Origin of the sequence: Pectobacterium parmentieri (assembly GCF_001742145.1) — a bacterium.
Taxonomy (GTDB): Bacteria; Pseudomonadota; Gammaproteobacteria; order Enterobacterales; family Enterobacteriaceae; genus Pectobacterium; species Pectobacterium parmentieri.
The window spans coordinates 1,497,862-1,514,424 of sequence record NZ_CP015749.1; the positions used below are offsets into that span (position 1 = coordinate 1,497,862).

13 protein-coding genes are annotated in these 16,563 nt (G+C 47.6%); 4 read left to right on the top strand and 9 right to left on the bottom strand.

What is annotated here, in order from left to right; genetic code table 11:
- Positions 1–50: 50 nt before the first annotated feature.
- The gene (gene ydgH / locus A8F97_RS06630) at positions 51–1,004 is read right to left on the bottom strand and encodes a DUF1471 family protein YdgH (RefSeq protein WP_033071522.1); all 954 of its coding nucleotides are present in this window, start codon (positions 1,002–1,004) and stop codon (positions 51–53) included.
- 582 nt (positions 1,005–1,586) lie between these two features.
- Here ydgH and pntA point away from each other — a divergent pair.
- A complete protein-coding gene (pntA, locus tag A8F97_RS06635; protein WP_014700047.1) occupies positions 1,587–3,116 on the top strand; it encodes a Re/Si-specific NAD(P)(+) transhydrogenase subunit alpha in 1,530 nt (509 codons plus the stop codon).
- A gap of 10 nt (positions 3,117–3,126) precedes the next feature.
- Entirely contained in the window at positions 3,127–4,515 is a 1,389-nt protein-coding gene (pntB, locus tag A8F97_RS06640) for a Re/Si-specific NAD(P)(+) transhydrogenase subunit beta (RefSeq protein WP_014700046.1), read from the top strand.
- Positions 4,516–4,640: 125 nt separating this feature from the next.
- Here pntB and uspE read toward each other — a convergent pair whose 3' ends face one another.
- From uspE to ogt, 3 genes are all read right to left on the bottom strand, one after another.
- The gene (gene uspE, locus A8F97_RS06645; protein ID WP_014700045.1) at positions 4,641–5,591 is read right to left on the bottom strand and encodes a universal stress protein UspE; all 951 of its coding nucleotides are present in this window, start codon (positions 5,589–5,591) and stop codon (positions 4,641–4,643) included.
- A 187-nt stretch (positions 5,592–5,778) separates the two neighbouring features.
- Positions 5,779–6,525 carry a fumarate/nitrate reduction transcriptional regulator Fnr gene (gene fnr / locus A8F97_RS06650; RefSeq protein ID WP_005968491.1) on the bottom strand — a complete coding sequence of 249 codons (747 nt, stop codon included), beginning with the start codon at positions 6,523–6,525 and terminating at the stop codon, positions 5,779–5,781.
- A gap of 269 nt (positions 6,526–6,794) precedes the next feature.
- A complete protein-coding gene (gene ogt / locus A8F97_RS06655) occupies positions 6,795–7,328 on the bottom strand; it encodes a methylated-DNA--[protein]-cysteine S-methyltransferase (protein ID WP_005968493.1) in 534 nt (177 codons plus the stop codon).
- Between the two features lie 497 nt (positions 7,329–7,825).
- Between ogt and A8F97_RS06660 the strand changes: the two genes are divergently transcribed.
- Together A8F97_RS06660 and A8F97_RS06665 are read left to right on the top strand one after the other, a co-directional pair.
- A complete protein-coding gene (locus tag A8F97_RS06660; protein WP_033071521.1) occupies positions 7,826–9,121 on the top strand; it encodes a Gfo/Idh/MocA family oxidoreductase in 1,296 nt (431 codons plus the stop codon).
- Positions 9,122–9,230: 109 nt separating this feature from the next.
- Positions 9,231–10,550 carry an ABC transporter substrate-binding protein gene (locus A8F97_RS06665; RefSeq protein ID WP_014700043.1) on the top strand — a complete coding sequence of 440 codons (1,320 nt, stop codon included), beginning with the start codon at positions 9,231–9,233 and terminating at the stop codon, positions 10,548–10,550.
- A 135-nt stretch (positions 10,551–10,685) separates the two neighbouring features.
- Here the strand turns inward: A8F97_RS06665 and A8F97_RS06670 are convergent, their stop codons facing one another.
- The 5 genes from A8F97_RS06670 to agaF form a co-directional block, all read right to left on the bottom strand.
- Positions 10,686–12,584 (bottom strand): alpha-galactosidase, encoded by a 1,899-nt coding sequence (locus A8F97_RS06670; RefSeq protein WP_033072034.1) that lies wholly within the window; start codon positions 12,582–12,584, stop codon positions 10,686–10,688.
- Between the two features lie 78 nt (positions 12,585–12,662).
- Positions 12,663–13,541, bottom strand: a complete 879-nt coding sequence (kbaY, locus tag A8F97_RS06675) for a tagatose-bisphosphate aldolase subunit KbaY (RefSeq protein WP_033071520.1) — start codon at positions 13,539–13,541, stop codon at positions 12,663–12,665.
- 12 nt (positions 13,542–13,553) lie between these two features.
- On the bottom strand, positions 13,554–14,708 hold the full coding sequence (locus A8F97_RS06680; protein WP_015730516.1) for an SIS domain-containing protein: 1,155 nt from the start codon (positions 14,706–14,708) through the stop codon (positions 13,554–13,556).
- A gap of 290 nt (positions 14,709–14,998) precedes the next feature.
- Positions 14,999–16,132 carry an N-acetylglucosamine-6-phosphate deacetylase gene (gene nagA, locus A8F97_RS06685; RefSeq protein WP_033071519.1) on the bottom strand — a complete coding sequence of 378 codons (1,134 nt, stop codon included), beginning with the start codon at positions 16,130–16,132 and terminating at the stop codon, positions 14,999–15,001.
- On the bottom strand, positions 16,129–16,563 hold the full coding sequence (gene agaF, locus A8F97_RS06690; protein WP_014700037.1) for a PTS galactosamine/N-acetylgalactosamine transporter subunit IIA: 435 nt from the start codon (positions 16,561–16,563) through the stop codon (positions 16,129–16,131). Before agaF ends, nagA begins: the two co-directional genes overlap by 4 nt.

Consider the following 16,563-nt stretch of genomic DNA (forward strand, 5'->3'; position numbering starts at 1 on the left):
CCGCGATATCGCGGGTTTTTTTATAAGCTTTAGCGGTTACACGACAGCCGTTATTTATAGAGATCGGCGCTAATCGTGAGGTTGTTGCCTTTACCTTCCCACTGTCTGGTGATGTGGTAGTACTTGGCACCTTTTTCGCCTGCGCGCTTGGCAACGGCTTCAGACACCTGTGTCATATTAGTGTAGTTACCGCGGAACTTAATCGAATCGAAAGGCACCATCTGAGCCGCTGTGGCATTGTTCAGTTCCTGAATTTTGGAACCATCCATTAACGTTACCGTGTAACGTCCACCTTTTGATGATTGCGTTTCAAAGAAGTTACCTACGTTACGGCTTAGGCTACCTGAGTTAGCGACACCAGGAATTTCTACCTTAGCGGCCTCTGCACCACCCGCAGCAAGCGCAGCGCGACCCGCATCAGAATCTGCTGGAATGACGTCCGTGCTCTGGGTCTGGCGCTTCGGAGCATCGGCTTTATAAATGTAGGCAGTGACTTTCTGGTTGGCACTATTCGAATTCACATCAATCTGACGGACGATGTAGAACGAATCTGCATTTTTCTCTTTTGCCACTTTCGCAATGGCATCATTCACGTCAGGCTGGCTACGGAAAAATCCGCCTACGGTTACTGTGTCATACGGTTCCAGCCCGTAAGCTACATCTTTCGGCAGTTCTTTTACACCGTAGAAAGTGCGGAATTGGGTGTCCTGATTCGCTTTTGGTGCATCTTTGCGATACAGGTCGACAGTCACGTTCCAGTTCCCGCTCGAATTCGCGTCATCCATAGATTGCACATAAAACGACGCTGCACCCGCCTTGTCGGCGCGTTTTGATGCTGCGGCAACCGCTTCATTGATTGCGTTAAAACGTCCTTTAAACGTAATTCGCTCAAAAGGTTGCAGGGATTCTGCCTGCTCAGGTGTCAGTTCCTGTGCCGCCTGCGCTGAAAATGCCGAGAGTGATAACAATAATGTGGATGCAATAACAGTAGTCTTCAGCTTCATAAAAAATCCTTTCGCCTTCCTGCAACTCGAATTATTTAAGGTATAGCAATCAACCTGTAACGGAATGGGGCTGATTATCGCACGGAATAAGTTCTTGTGCTTTAGCATTTTCAATGGTGCTGAAAAGCCGTAATGCTTCGGCCAGAAACAAGAAAAGTGCTAATAATAACGGTTAATGATTGTTTTGCCATCATAAGGGATATTTATATGATTTATCGTATTAACAACCCTGTAACACATCGTTTTTGTGAAACAGCACAGAAAAATACTTCCGTAATAATGCTACAAAAGGCAGAGAAGAGCATGATTTTCGACCAAAAAAGGCTGGAGGAACCTGTGATAACTCGGCTTTTCTGTGAAATTCATTTTATTTATGGATCATCGATCACATTTTCAGTACGTTATAAATGAGTTCGCCTACAGTGAGACGCCCCGAAAAAGCGTGTGGCAAGAAGACGAGTAGACTCTCTTCCTACCGCGTGAAAGCGGGGATACAGGGTGCAGCAGGTCTCGGCAAACTCATATAACAGAGTAGGGTGAGAATAATAACCTTCGTTAAAAATAAGCGAAAAGGGTATCAGCATGCGTATTGGTGTACCAAGAGAGCGGTTGGCCAATGAAGCCCGTGTAGCAGCTACGCCGAAAACGGTTGAACAGTTGCTAAAACTGGGTTTTACGGTCTCGATAGAACGAGAGGCAGGAAAACTGGCAAGTTTTGACGATGCGGCATACGAAGAAGCCGGTGCGTCGATTGTTGACAGCTCAGAAGTCTGGCAATCCGATATTGTCCTGAAGGTGAATGCGCCGCAGGATGACGAAATCGAACTGACCCGTGCGGGCAGTACGGTTGTCAGTTTTATTTGGCCGGCACAAAACCCGGTACTGCTGGAAAAACTGGCTGCCCGTCAAGTGACGGTGATGGCAATGGACTCTGTGCCACGTATTTCGCGCGCACAATCACTGGATGCACTCAGTTCGATGGCCAATATCGCAGGTTATCGCGCCATCGTTGAAGCTGCCCACGAATTTGGTCGTTTCTTTACCGGACAAATTACCGCAGCGGGTAAGGTTCCGCCTGCTAAAGTCATGATTATCGGCGCAGGTGTGGCCGGTTTGGCTGCGATCGGCGCAGCAGGTAGCTTAGGTGCTATCGTTCGTGCTTTTGACACCCGCCCTGAAGTGAAGGAGCAGGTTCAGAGCATGGGTGCCGAGTTCCTCGAACTCGACTTTGAAGAAGAAGCGGGCAGCGGTGACGGCTATGCTAAAGTCATGTCTGAAGCCTTTATCAAAGCCGAAATGGAACTGTTTGCTGCCCAGGCGAAAGACGTCGACATTATCGTCACTACCGCGCTGATTCCTGGCAAACCGGCTCCCCGCCTGATCACCAAAGAGATGGTGCTGAGCATGAAGCCCGGCAGTGTGATCGTCGATTTGGCCGCGCAAACGGGCGGAAACTGCGAATTAACCGTTGCCGACCGCGTAACTGTGACAGAAAACGGCGTCAAAATTATCGGTTATACCGATTTACCCAGCCGTCTGCCGACGCAATCCTCACAGCTTTACGGCACGAACCTGGTTAACCTGCTGAAGTTACTCTGCAAAGAGAAAAACGGCGCAATCGACGTCGATTTTGACGATACCGTGATTCGCGGTGTGACCGTTGTTAAAGAAGGCGAAATCACCTGGCCAGCGCCGCCGATTCAGGTTTCGGCGCAGCCACAGCAGGCGAAACCTGCCGCTGCACCGGTGAAGGCAGAAGCCAAACCAACATCGCCGTGGAAGAAATATGCGTTCCTCGTGATCGCCATTCTGCTGTTTGGCTGGCTGGCTGATGTCGCACCTAAAGAGTTTCTGTCTCACTTTACTGTTTTTGCGTTGTCCTGCGTGGTGGGCTATTACGTGGTCTGGAATGTCAGCCATGCGTTGCACACGCCATTGATGTCAGTCACTAACGCGATATCAGGCATTATCGTTGTCGGAGCATTGTTGCAAATCGGTCACGGCGGATGGGTGTCATTCTTCTCATTCATTGCCGTATTGATTGCCAGCATCAATATTTTCGGTGGTTTCACCGTGACTCAGCGCATGCTGAAAATGTTCCGTAAAAACTAAGGGGTAACACATGTCTGGTGGATTAGTAACTGCTGCATACATTGTTGCCGCAATTCTCTTTATTTTCAGTTTGGCCGGGTTGTCTAAGCACGAAACGTCGCAACAAGGGAACATCTTTGGGATCAGCGGGATGGCGCTTGCGCTGATCGCGACGATTCTGGGGCCTGACTCTGGTAACGTTGGCTGGATCATCGTGGCAATGGCGATCGGTGGATCAATCGGTATTTATCTGGCGCGTAAGGTTGAAATGACCGAAATGCCAGAACTGGTCGCGGTTCTTCACAGCTTTGTGGGCTTGGCTGCGGTGCTGGTTGGTTTTAACAGCTTCCTCGACCACGGTGAAATCACCGATCCAGTGATGGTCAACATCCATTTGACGGAAGTCTTTCTGGGTATCTTCATCGGTGCGGTGACCTTTACGGGCTCGGTTATCGCCTTCGGTAAACTGCGCGGCAATATTTCTTCCAAGCCATTGATGCTGCCTCATCGCCATAAAATGAATCTGGCGGCGCTGGTTGTGTCCTTCCTGCTGTTGTTGGTTTTCGTCAACACAGGCAGCGTCGCGTTGCAGGTACTGGCGCTGATTCTGATGACGGCGATTGCATTGGTATTTGGCTGGCATCTGGTTGCATCAATTGGCGGTGCTGATATGCCAGTCGTCGTTTCGATGCTGAACTCCTACTCAGGCTGGGCAGCGGCGGCGGCGGGCTTCATGCTGAGCAATGACCTGCTGATCGTGACGGGTGCTTTGGTGGGTTCTTCTGGTGCGATTCTGTCTTACATCATGTGTAAAGCGATGAACCGTTCCTTTATCAGCGTGATCGCCGGTGGTTTTGGCACGGATGGCGTTTCCTCCAGTGAGAGCGAAGAGGTTGGTGAGTATCGTGAGGCTTCAGCGGAAGATGTGGCTGATTTGCTCAAGAACTCAACCTCGGTCATTATCACTCCGGGATATGGTATGGCCGTTGCACAGGCACAATACCCGGTGCATGACATCACCGCAAAACTGCGCGCGCGTGGCATCAAAGTCCGCTTTGGTATTCACCCGGTTGCAGGGCGTTTGCCTGGGCATATGAACGTGCTGTTAGCCGAAGCAAAAGTACCTTACGACATTGTGCTGGAAATGGATGAAATTAATGACGATTTCACCGATACCGACACCGTGCTGGTCATTGGCGCGAATGACACCGTTAACCCAGCCGCGCAAGAAGATCCACATAGCCCCATTGCTGGCATGCCTGTTCTGGAAGTGTGGAAAGCGCAGAATGTTATCGTATTTAAGCGTTCTATGAATACCGGCTACGCTGGCGTACAGAATCCACTATTCTTTAAAGAGAACACGCAAATGCTGTTTGGCGATGCCAAAGACAGCGTTGAGGCGATTCTGAAGGCGCTGTAAGAAGTCGCAGAAAGTAGAAAACGAAAGGGGCGATATCGCCCCTTTTTTACATCTCTTATATCTATGATATTGCTAAAAATAGTGCCAGCACGAAAGCTGGCATTATTTAGTGATGAAATGAGTAATTAGCTGTTGTCGCTATCTTCTTGCGTAATTGGTGAAATGAAGTCATCGGGCTTGATTGCCAGCAGGTCGCACTTCAAATGATCAATTACATGTTCGACGGTGTTGCCGATAAAGGCAGCGGAAAGGCCGGTTCTGCCCAACGATCCCAACACCACGACACCGGCCTGCAAATGTTCCGCCAGATCGGGAATCACTTCTTCTGGCAGCCCTTTTTCTACGTGCGTCACACGCTCATCCAGACTGAATTTCTGGCGTAGCGATTTCATGGCAATCAGATGCTGCCCTCGAATCGCATCGTTGTAGACACTAGGATCGAAATCAGGTAATTCAATGGCGATATTGATGGGAGTAACTGGATAAGCGCCAACCAAATGAACCTCTGTTTGGTCAACCTGCTGCGCCAGTTCCAACGTTTCTGAGACCAGTTTGATATTGAGCGGATCGTGATAAGGGTCTTCACTGGCCAGATTGACGGCAACCAGTGCACGGCCTTCGGTTGGCCATGGCTGATCTTTTACCATCCACACCGGGCAAGGGCATTTCCGCAGTAATTGCCAGTCTGTTGGCGTAAAGATAACGGCTTCCAGCCGATCGTGCTGATGGGCCATTTTCAACAACAGGTCATGTTGCCCGGCAATCACTTCCCGAATAATGGCTTCAAAGGGTTTATTGTGCCAGACCACTTTGATCTCTATCGAAACGCCAGCTTCAAGGTAGTATTTGCACTGTTCCTCAATCCACTCGGTTCGTTGCTGAATAACGCCTTGACGCATCTCTACTCTTTCATCTGGGGAAAGCAGCGTTGTCATTTCATAAGAGAAATCATAAATCGGCAGAAATGCCTTAATATGGCCGCCAAGTCGCTGAACCAGATAAACCGCCCGACGCAGTGCTGGTTGGTCATCCTGATTTGGGTCAATAGCTACCAGTAAATTCTGATACTTTGCCATAGCTCCTCCAAACAACTGTTACTCCACAGCCGTAATTTAAGAGTACCGCAATGGAATCGTTTTGAACAACAGAGATAAGCTGCAGAATAACAAAATAGGAAATATCACGGATGATGCAGGGAAGGGGGAAAACAATGACGCTGCCACAGAAAAAAAGTGGCAGCGTCAAATAGTTAGGCCGGAAATATTATTTGCGTGAAGATCCGGCTAATTCGGAAAGCGCATCGATATTCTCGATCGTGATGTATTTCCCTTTTACTGCCAGCGTACCACTCTTCTGGAAACGCCCCAGCAGACGGCTGATGGTTTCAACGGTCAGCCCCAAATAGTTACCAATATCACCACGCGTCATGGTCAGACGGAATTCACGCGGCGAGAAGCCACGTTGGGCAAAACGGCGGGAGAGGTTGTAAACAAACGCCGCCAGGCGCTCTTCAGCATTTTTCTTCGACAGCAGCAAAATCATGTCCTGATCGCCACGAATTTCGCCGCTCATCAGGCGCATCATCTGTTGACGCAGGTTTGGCATTTTCCCTGAGAGATCGTCCAGCGTCTCGAACGGGATTTCGCAGACCATTGAGGTTTCCAGCGCCTGAGCGAAACTTGGGTGTTGCGCAGTACCAATCGCGTCAAAACCGACTAAATCGCCCGCCAGATGAAAGCCCGTAATTTGCTCATCGCCTTGCTCTGTAATGGTGTAGCTCTTTATCGTACCGGAACGGATCGCGTACAGCGATCTCAGCTCATCACCTGCTTTAAACAGCGCTTGCCCCTTCTGGATAGGCTTCTTCCTTTCAATGATGTTGTCGAGCTGATCGAGCTCGTGTTCATTCAGGGTGAAAGGGATGCATAGCTGACTGATACTGCAATCCTGACAGTGGATTGCACAACCGCCAGACTGGATGCGTCGGATAATTCGCTTTTCCGGGATCATAGGCTTTGCTCAGGCAATAATTGATATTGGTCAATTTTAACAGCTTTTATCGGCTGTGATAAGACCGACAATCACAGGAATAGACCAATAAATAGTGAACTAACTATAAATTTTCGATTTTTCTGGAAAATGTTTCGATATATAAACGCTACGTGACGATAATATAATCGTCTATCGCGTTACCGAACGGTTAACACATTGGTTAACCCGAATCGCTTACGATGATAAGCAATTCGGCGTGGATTTTTTACGTGTCGGCCACGTTATAATTATAGCGGTAAACTATTTTGGCGAGCCAAATAACCTTCATGCTTCAGTAGCCACTGCTTACGGTGTACTCCCCCAGCATAGCCAGTCATTGCCCCACCAGCACCGATAACACGATGACATGGAACTACGATGCTGACAGGGTTTGAGCCGTTTGCCATGCCGACGGCACGTGCTGCACCAGTGCGTCCCAGTAACGTCGCCAGTTCACCGTATGTGGTAATTTCTCCGCAGGGGATTTTCCGTAATTCCCGCCAAACCTGCTGTTGAAATTCGGTTCCCACGGAAGCAACAGGCAGCGTATCAATAATCGCTAATTCGCCATCAAAATAGCGTTGCAGGCTGTCTGTCAGACCACCAGGATTATGACGTGGCTGTAACGAGAAAGGATCGTTTCGATAACTGCGATTGAGCGAGCGAAATAAATCCTCTTCATATTCGCGCCACTCGACGGCGCGCAAATGATTATTTTCATCAGCAATAATCAATAACTCCCCAAGCGGGGTTGCCATAGTGTCCTGGAAAAAAATCTGCATAGTGATTCCTTACGCGTTTGTCGCTTTCTTGCATCTCTCATTAGTTGCACGTCGATTATCCTGCATCATCAGGTGGATTGAAAATAAAATGCGAGATGTGTCACGCAGTGAGGTGGAAAAAGGAGAAAGTCATCACGATCGTAACCCGTGCCGCCGCCGTGCATTCTGAGTCTGACAAGAATAGAAGTACGGTACGCCATTTTAGGGGGAATCCCGTTGGCGCATGAACCGTTAAGGGAAGCAATGCTCATTCAGTGTGAGGTCTGTAGGATAAATCGCATCTAACATTACCAATAAAATCAAACGGTAATATAGTAAATATGCAATTTGTATTTATGAGAGATGGAGCATGCCAATCTTTATCCTACTGCCAGATAACGCTATCGCATGGCAATAATATGAAGGTGAACGATGTGGGTATGTTCTATTTTTTATGGCAAGGGCGTTTTATGTACGAATAGCTATGTGATCTACGTTATTTGGAGGACATGCGCAGAATGAAAAAGAAATATGCCGTAGTGGGAACGGGTGGCCGAGCGGGCCTTTATCTGGAATCGATCGCCAGAGATTATCAGGATCAGGGGCATTTTGTTGCATTTTGCGATACAAACCAGACGCGGATGGATTACGCCAACCAGATTGTCCATAAATTTGGGCATGAGAATGTGGCAACGTATCAAGCCGATCGGTTTGAGCAGATGATCGTAGAAACCACGCCAGATATTATTATTGTGGCATCGATAGATCGGACTCATCATCACTATATTATTCGGGCAATGGAATTAGGGTGTGATGTCATCAGCGAAAAACCGATGACGATCGACGAAGAGAAATGCCAGGCGATTATCGATGCGATTAATCGTACCGGCCGTAAATTACGGGTGACCTTTAATTACCGCTACGCCCCTCATCACAGTAAAGTCCGTGAATTAATTGCCGCAGGCGTTATTGGTGAAGTCTATTCCGTCCATTTTGAGTGGCTGTTGAATACTGAGCATGGGGCAGACTACTTCCGTCGTTGGCACCGTGACAAACGTAATAGCGGCGGGCTGTTGGTGCATAAATCTACACACCATTTCGATCTGGTGAATTTCTGGTTAAATAGCGAACCAGAAACCGTCTATGCACAAGGCGATTTGCGTTTTTATGGCAAAGCGAATGCTGAAGCACGTGGTGTCACGGCGTTCTATGCACGTTCGCATAATAGTGCCGCAGCAGAGAACGATCCGTTTGCACTGCATATGAATAAAAGCGAACAGTTGACGGCTTTATATTTAGACGCTGAACATGAAGATGGCTATTACCGCGATAAAAGCGTGTTCGATGACGGTATTAATATTGAAGATGTGCTGGGAGTAATGGTTCGTTATAAGAACAAAGCTATTATGACGTACTCATTAAATGCCTATTTACCGTGGGAAGGGTTGAATGTGGTGTTTAATGGCAGCAAGGGCCGGTTAGAAATGAAACTGGTGGAAAAATCTTATGTAAACGGAGGCGGACAAAAAGAGGATGAAGGTGCGCTGGATGAATGTGAAATAAAGATCTATCCGATGTTTGATGCGCCTTATACCGTACCGGTTGAATTTAAATCAGGCGGGCACGGCGGAGGCGATCAGGTCATGCTAAACGATCTGTTTGGTACACCGGAACCCGATCCATTACATCGTGCAGCAGATTATCGTGATGGGGCGATGTCTATTTTAACCGGTATTGCCGCCAATCGATCGCTACGCACCGAACTGCCAGTGAAAATAAGCGAGCTGGCCGTTGATCTGAAAAGAAGTCATTAATAACAGTACCTGCAATCTCGGCAGCAAACGCTTCCGCATCCGTAGTACCCATCTACCTGTAAAAAGGGGAAGGGTGGAAACCTCCAAATACTATTATAAGGGTTTTATTATGGCGAAAACACGGAACATATTACCTCACCTGCTTTTACTCTGTGCTGCTCTTCCTGCTGGGGCTGCCTTCTCTCACTCGGCTGACGCCGCGGAGATCCGCATCTCCTGGTGGGGAGGAAATCAACGGCACGAAGCCACACTGGCTGCCATTAACGCGTTTCAAAAAGCCAACCCGACGATTACCGTCAAAGCGGAATATGCTGGCTGGGATGGTTATCTTTCCCGGCTGTCAACGCAGATGGCTGGGGGACAAGAACCTGATGTTATGCGTATTGACTGGAACTGGTTGCCACAGTTTTCCCGCAACGGCGACGGTTTTTATGATTTGAATAAGCAAAAAGACGTTTTAGGTCTGGGGGATTTTCCGCCTAACTATCTGAAAACATCAGACGTAAAAGGGAAGCTGCAAGGTCTCCCGATTTCGATGACGTCTCGCAGCATGATTTATAATAAAACCACCTGGGATAACGCAGGTGTCGCTTACCCGAAAACCTGGGATGAACTGTTTGCCGCAGGCCCGGTATTTAAACAAAAACTGGGTGACAATTTTTACCCACTCGGTGTTGCCCAAGGGGCAAGCGATGTGCTGGATATTCTCACACTCGGCCGCAGCTACATGGCACAGAAATACGGCATTGATCTCATTGATGAGAAGAAGCAAAGCATCGCCTATAGCCGCGATCAGGTAAGGGAACTCTTCGGCTTTTATAAGAAACTGGTTGATTCCCATGTGATACCCGATCAGCGTTATTTCTCCTCATTCGGACGTACTAACGTTTATGAAATCCGTCCGTGGATTAACGGCGAATTAGCCGGTATGTATTTGTGGGATTCTGCCATCTATACCTATTCCAGTAATATGCCGAAAGAGACCGTCTTAGAAACCGGGCCATTTATCACGATGCCGGATGCTAAAGATTCCGGGCTAACAAGCAAACCGTCTTCGCTGTTTGCAATCAGTAAAAACAGTAAACATCCGAAAGAAGCGGCGATGTTGATGAGCTTTATGCTGAGTAACCCAGAAGGCGTGAAGGCGGTGGGGCTGCAAAACGGCATGCCTGCTAACCCGAAAGCACAAAAACTGCTGGAAGATATCGGTGTGATCAACGCCGGTAACCTGTTAGCCAATGCTTATCGGGCAGCCGCTGAGCAACCTGCATCTAAGGTGCCTGTTTCACCGTTTATGGAAAATCAGGAGCTGGTACAACTGTGGACCACGAGTCTGCAAAAACTGGACTACGGCAATGGTGAGGTGAATAAAGTTGCCGATGATTTTCTGAGTAGCGCTAATCGCATATTAAAACGCGCTATCCGATAATTACCGCTGTTAGTGTGCGATGCCGTATCCTTCACGATACGGCATCGTTATTTCTCTTTCTCACGTGACTCATGGCCTTTCCGCCATGAGCTGTTGTACTGTGCTTATGAAAATGCTGTCTCCCTTCATTAAGACTTATTTTACAACAGTACTCGATGTTGCTTCGATGACTAGCATTTCTAGGGGCTTAAGGGTAACAATTACAGGTTTACTATAGTCGTCCGGTAACGAGCTATTCGCACCATAGACCGACTTCAGTGTGAATTGCGTCGCCTCACCATCTGGAATTTCAAAACTCTTCGTCAAATCCAGGTAATAGCTTTGCTCTTTGTCTGATGGGTTACGCAAACCAAAGATGGCTTTATCTTTACTCCACGAAGCCCAGCCATATGCTTCAAGCGCTGTTGGGTCGCCGCCGATCCAGTGAGTATCTACCAGCACAGTGCTATTTGCTCGTGACCATTTTGCAGCATTGGCCAACGTATCCCACTTGGCATTATTTAACATTGATGGCGTGATATATAGTTCTTGTAGCTGAGTGCCGGTTACGAAATAGCTCCAGACCTGGTCGGCAAAATCACTGTCGGTTTGGACTTTTTCTAGCCCAAAATAAGCATTTTCAGCACTAACGATCCCGTGGTACATCAGCGAGTTTATCGGAAACAACGGACCTTTACGCACAATTGAACGATATGTCTCAGCATCACGATAGGTCATCCATTGCTGAACCGGTGAGCCTTTGCCATACACGTTAATATCGTCACCCTGACGCCAGATAGAGTCGGCGTAGAACAACCAGGAAGGGCTGGCATCGGTGCCGGTTGTCAGGTTAATAAAGAGGTCTTTATTTACCTCACGCATATTTTTGATAAGCTCAATCGAGGCATCAAAGTCAGACGCAAACTGGCTACCTTTAATCCAGTTATTCGCATTTCCCATACCATCAAGTTTGAACGAGGTGATATGTTCATTTTTAATTAATTTAAAGATCTGTTCATTAAAATTGCGGAAATAATTAGGGCCGGAAAGAGCAAATTTACCATCAACGGTTTCAAATCCATTATCTTTGGCGTGAGAGACACGAATATCTCGTGGTTTGTTGTAGCCTCCCCATGGGGATAACCATAACCCTACGGAAGTATCAAGGGTGTCAGCTTTTTCTTTTACCACACCAAATCCATTGCTGAATGCCGAACCAAATAGCCATTTTCCTGTGCGATCATCCCAACCATCATCGAGTAGAAATCCGTCCAGTTTTACGCCACGTTTTTTAATTAATTCATCGGCGTAAATATCCATTCGGCTCAGCACATCCTTTTCAGTGTAAGTCGTGAAGAAACCAATATCCATCCAACTGTTGTAGTGTAAATACGGTTGGTATGGGCGCGGGCGCATTGCATTAATAAATTCGTTAAAACTACGGCGTAACTGATTTGTATCCTCAAAAGTACCAAAATAAGTGGTGTACGTTACTGGAGCATCTGTTTTAATCGGTGTTTTTAACTCGATATTCAAATTAGTTGTTGTTTCATATGCATAGGTGTTAACGATTGGTTTTTCCGGCAGAATAAAGAAACTGTCAGCAATAATGGGGGAGCTATTAATGGCTCCGTTAACATAAGGTGCTTGTGATTGCCCCTTCGTTGGGAAAAAGGTTATTTTTGCAACATCCCGTGCCTTGCCTTTCGCTTTAACTGTGTAGCCGATACTGGCGTACTTTCCCTTCAGAATATTAAAAATAACAGTAACAGAGAAATCGTTATGGCTGTAATCGATCTGAATAGATTCATCTGTCTTACTGATGTTTTTAATATTAAAGTCGGTAGCATGAAGGATATCTTCATTTGGTAGAGTCAGGAAAAATAGCTCTTTTGGGGCGAGTTTACTTTGCGAAAACTTGTCTTTAATCACTACTGCTGAATTTTCATTATCAAAAGAGATAGATATATTGTTGTTATTAATCTGATACTCGGCAGCAAAAACACCATTGCTAGCAAGGAAGAAGAATAATGAAATTTTCATCACTCTATTCATCATAATTACCTCTTCATGTTTATTTAGCATGTCGCATATTTCCCTGTTATAGTGGGTAATATGCGAAGGGAATGAAATTTAAAGATATATTTCAGTTTCAGGCGCTAATTTATTGGCAGACCCGCACACATTAACTTTGCTACGCACTACTTCTTTCATCGCATCCATTCCCACGCGCATGTAATAACGAGGATCGTTGCCTTCAGGATTATCACCAAACCACTTTTTAACGGCGGCGGCGAAAGCGATTTTTAACTCGGTGGCGATATTCACCTTGCACACACCTAGCTCAATCGCGCGTCTGACATATTCGTCAGGCACATCGCTCGCACCGTGCAGCACCAGTGGGATATCCAAGACAGCGCGAATTTCAGCCAGGCGGTCAAAATCAATTTTTGGGCGTTTAGTGTAAAGCCCGTGTGCGGTACCGATGGCAACAGCAAGACTATCGATGCCCGTGAGTTCTACAAAGTGACGTGCTTCTTGTGGATCGGTTAAGAAGGCGCTCTCTTCGTCCACATCCATATCATCTTCCACCCCGCCCAGGCGGCCTAACTCGGCTTCGACGCTACAATCATAGCGGTGGCAAAAGTCGACCACCGTTTTCACCAGACGCACGTTTTCGGCAAGAGGGAAGTGGCTAGCGTCAATCATGGCGCTACGCACCCCGGCATTCACTTTATGGCTGATATCGGCAAGTGACTCATGATGGTCAAGATGTAGTGCTAGTGGCATATCATAGCTTTCAGAATAGGCTTCACATAATGCGTAAATCTCTTCAAAAGCGATGTGCTTAAAAGTGCCTGGCGTCCCCGCAAGGATCACCGGTGACTGCATCTCTTTACAGACATCCAGAATCGCCTGAATAGTTTCAGCATTGTGAATATTAAACGCTGGGACGGCATAACCCCTGGATTGTGCATCCTGAAGTAGGTACTTAGTAGAAATAATACTCATCTTATAATCCTCTCAACCTTTCCACGGATGAATAACGACACCTTTCACAACACGGTTGACTGTGCCGCTGGTAGAAGGCGTATCAGGGGTAATACCTGCTTTGATTGATTCTGTCAGGGCGAAAATTTGCGCATATATCAGGAAGCAAAAAGCCTGCTCAACATCGATAAAGTCACGAGAAGGTGGTAGCCAAATATGTGGGCCAGTTTCGGCTTCCGTGCACGGTGAAGAGCAAATAGCGATGACGTGCAGAGCTTGCTGGTCGCGGCGTAGTTCAGCTAGCAAATCGAGATCGTACTGGCGGGTATACGGATGGCTTGAAACCATGACCACAACCAGTGTTTCGTTGTTAACCAGTGATTTCGGGCCGTGACGGAACCCGGTTGGAGAGTCATAAAATGCTGCCAGTTTACCCGCTGTTAGCTCTAGAACTTTTAACGCGGATTCACGCGCCACGCCTTGCAAACCGCCGCTGCCGAGGTAAACCACACGCTTGAAAGGAAGATCGCCAAACACGCTTTCATGGAACTCGCCCTGCGAGGCAATGATTTGCTCACAGCGTTTGGCAACATCTTGGAAAGTGGTGCTGTTGATGACATCAGGCGCAAACACCGACAAGCAACTTGCCATCATGGTGGAGATACTGCTGGTCATTGCGAAGCCGCGATCGTGGGTTTCCAGTGGCATGAGCAATGCCAGTGAATTGCTGTTCGTTGTCGCGTTCTGATACAGGCTACCGGCCTCATTGCAAGTGATGATCAGGTGGTAACAATCTTTGACTAGCTGATTGACCAAATCCACTGCCGCCACACTTTCCGGGCTATTGCCAGAACGTGCAAATGAAACTAATAACGTAGGTTCTTGCTCGGTTAGGTAATCCAGCGGGTTAGTAACAAGATCGGTGGTAGGTACTGAAACGAAGTTTTCCCCGGTGTGGCGTGACAACCATGGCGCAATGATATCGCCAATAAATGCGGAAGTTCCTGCACCCGTCAGGATAATTTTTAACGAGGCGTTTTGTAGTAAAGGGGTAAGGAACGCATCGATATGACTACGTTGATGTCCGATATTTTTTAACGATCGGATCCAGCTTTCCGGTTGTTGACGGATCTCTTTTTCGGTCCAGGTTGATGTGTTGGAAAGACAGGAAAATTGGGTTTCGATCATAACGCAGTCCTTAGTAGTGCAAGATCATCGGAAGTAGCAGAAAAAGTTATCTTTCGTTTTATTTCACTTGTTCAGTGATATGTTTAATAAAAACTTATACGAAAGAAAATGAAAGATCAATGTAATAAAAACAATAAACTAAAAAATGTGATCTACAGACGACTTATTTTTATTAATGCATTGATATAACTTTATATTTATCAATATCAAATAATATTTGCGCATTAAACCGAAAGGGAAGGAAGGGTCTGCCATAGGTAGGTAGACCCAAACGGAGCATAATGAAAGAACTACAGGTGGAGAGCCCGGCCGCTAATCCAAATGTTTTGCAGTAAAAGCTGTGAATTAAGCGAAATGATATTGGCGTGCTTACCAACGGCTAGTGAGCCTAACTGCTTATCTAATCCGAGCATTTTAGCCGGGTGAAGCGACACCATATGAATGGCATCTTCGGTAGTAACACCAACGTTATTCACCATGTTTCGCACTGCTGCATCAAGCGTCAGGGTGCTTCCCGCAAGTCCACCGCTTTCGGTTCGGACGACCCCGTCGTGCATGGTCACCGGGTGTCCGCATATCGAATAGTTGCCGTCAGGCATACCGGCAGCACGCATCGCATCGGTAATGAGTAGAATGCGCGATTTCGCACAGGCGCAACCGATATTCATAACGGCAGGGTGGACGTGGTGCCCGTCGGCAATTAGCTCCAACCATGCACGTTTGTCGGTTAAACCTGCGCCAACCATTCCCGGGTTACGGTGATGCAGGCCTGTCATACCGTTAAAGCAATGCACCAAGCCATCAGCTCCGGCATCAAATGCCTGAATTGTCTCCTCATAACTGGCGGCGCTATGGCCGAGCATAACGCGTACACCACGGCTTTTCAGATACCTGATGGTCTCCAGCGCCATGGATTTTTCTGCGGCCAACGCCACTACACGCAACGTGTTTTGCGACACCGCGATCAGTCGATCCAGTTCTGCAATATGCAGCTCGCGGAATAACTCGGGCGGGTGGGCGCCTTTGTTTTGCGGCGTGAAGTACGGCCCTTCAAGATAACTACCCAGCACGCTAGCACCAGGCCCCCCCTGAAAATAGCGCTGTGCAATACGCCGCAATGCACATTCAATATCGGCAAGCGGGGCGGTCACAGTGGTTGGCAGCCAGGCTCCCACGCCTTCCCGTGCTTTGTGCATAGCCAGCCGATCGAGAACGCCGGGATCGTCGTCCATAACATCAACCCCGTCACCACCGTGAACATGAATATCAATGTAAGCTGGGCACAGCAGTTCGACATCGCGCGCCATTATTCCGACCGGAATAGGCTCAATGGCGATAATGGTATCGTTATCGATGCGTAGCTGATGATCATCCAGCCAGCCCTGTCCCGTAAGGATGCGTCTGGCTCGCAGCAAGGTGGTCATATCCCTTCCTCAAAAGCCTCAGCTTCGCGGTAGCGTCCCATTTCATCCACCAGACTGGTTAATCCACGATGACCACATTCCAGAGCCTGAAGACGAAACTCTTTACTGCTTAGCCCATCACGCTCCAGTACCATTTCCAGCAATAATTGTAGATTGATGCCGGTGATAACTTCGCGATCTGGCTTCTGCAACGCCATGGTCGAGGCCACACGGAAGGGAGTGCCACCAAGTAAATCAGTTAAGAACACCAGTCCTTCACTCTCATCTAGTGCGCCAATGGCTTCTTCGAACTGAGCTGTGAGTAACGCTGTTGTAGATGTTTCGGGGAAATCAATAGCAATAAATTGCCCTTGATCACCCAGAATTTGTTTCATTGCCTTTTCCAGCCCGGAGGCAAAGCCACCGTGACCGCTAAGAATAATGCTTAACAT

Excerpts from the sequence above, each read along its gene's own strand:
- ydgH (WP_033071522.1), bottom strand. The coding sequence starts at position 1,004 with ATGAAGCTGAAGACTACTGTTATTGCATCCACATTATTGTTATCACTC.
- pntA (WP_014700047.1), top strand. The coding sequence starts at position 1,587 with ATGCGTATTGGTGTACCAAGAGAGCGGTTGGCCAATGAAGCCCGTGTA.
- pntB (WP_014700046.1), top strand. The coding sequence starts at position 3,127 with ATGTCTGGTGGATTAGTAACTGCTGCATACATTGTTGCCGCAATTCTC.
- uspE (WP_014700045.1), bottom strand. The coding sequence starts at position 5,591 with ATGGCAAAGTATCAGAATTTACTGGTAGCTATTGACCCAAATCAGGAT.
- fnr (WP_005968491.1), bottom strand. The coding sequence starts at position 6,525 with ATGATCCCGGAAAAGCGAATTATCCGACGCATCCAGTCTGGCGGTTGT.
- ogt (WP_005968493.1), bottom strand. The coding sequence starts at position 7,328 with ATGCAGATTTTTTTCCAGGACACTATGGCAACCCCGCTTGGGGAGTTA.
- A8F97_RS06660 (WP_033071521.1), top strand. The coding sequence starts at position 7,826 with ATGAAAAAGAAATATGCCGTAGTGGGAACGGGTGGCCGAGCGGGCCTT.
- A8F97_RS06665 (WP_014700043.1), top strand. The coding sequence starts at position 9,231 with ATGGCGAAAACACGGAACATATTACCTCACCTGCTTTTACTCTGTGCT.
- A8F97_RS06670 (WP_033072034.1), bottom strand. The coding sequence starts at position 12,584 with ATGAATAGAGTGATGAAAATTTCATTATTCTTCTTCCTTGCTAGCAAT.
- kbaY (WP_033071520.1), bottom strand. The coding sequence starts at position 13,541 with ATGAGTATTATTTCTACTAAGTACCTACTTCAGGATGCACAATCCAGG.
- A8F97_RS06680 (WP_015730516.1), bottom strand. The coding sequence starts at position 14,708 with ATGATCGAAACCCAATTTTCCTGTCTTTCCAACACATCAACCTGGACC.
- nagA (WP_033071519.1), bottom strand. The coding sequence starts at position 16,132 with ATGACCACCTTGCTGCGAGCCAGACGCATCCTTACGGGACAGGGCTGG.
- agaF (WP_014700037.1), bottom strand. The coding sequence starts at position 16,563 with ATGTTAAGCATTATTCTTAGCGGTCACGGTGGCTTTGCCTCCGGGCTG.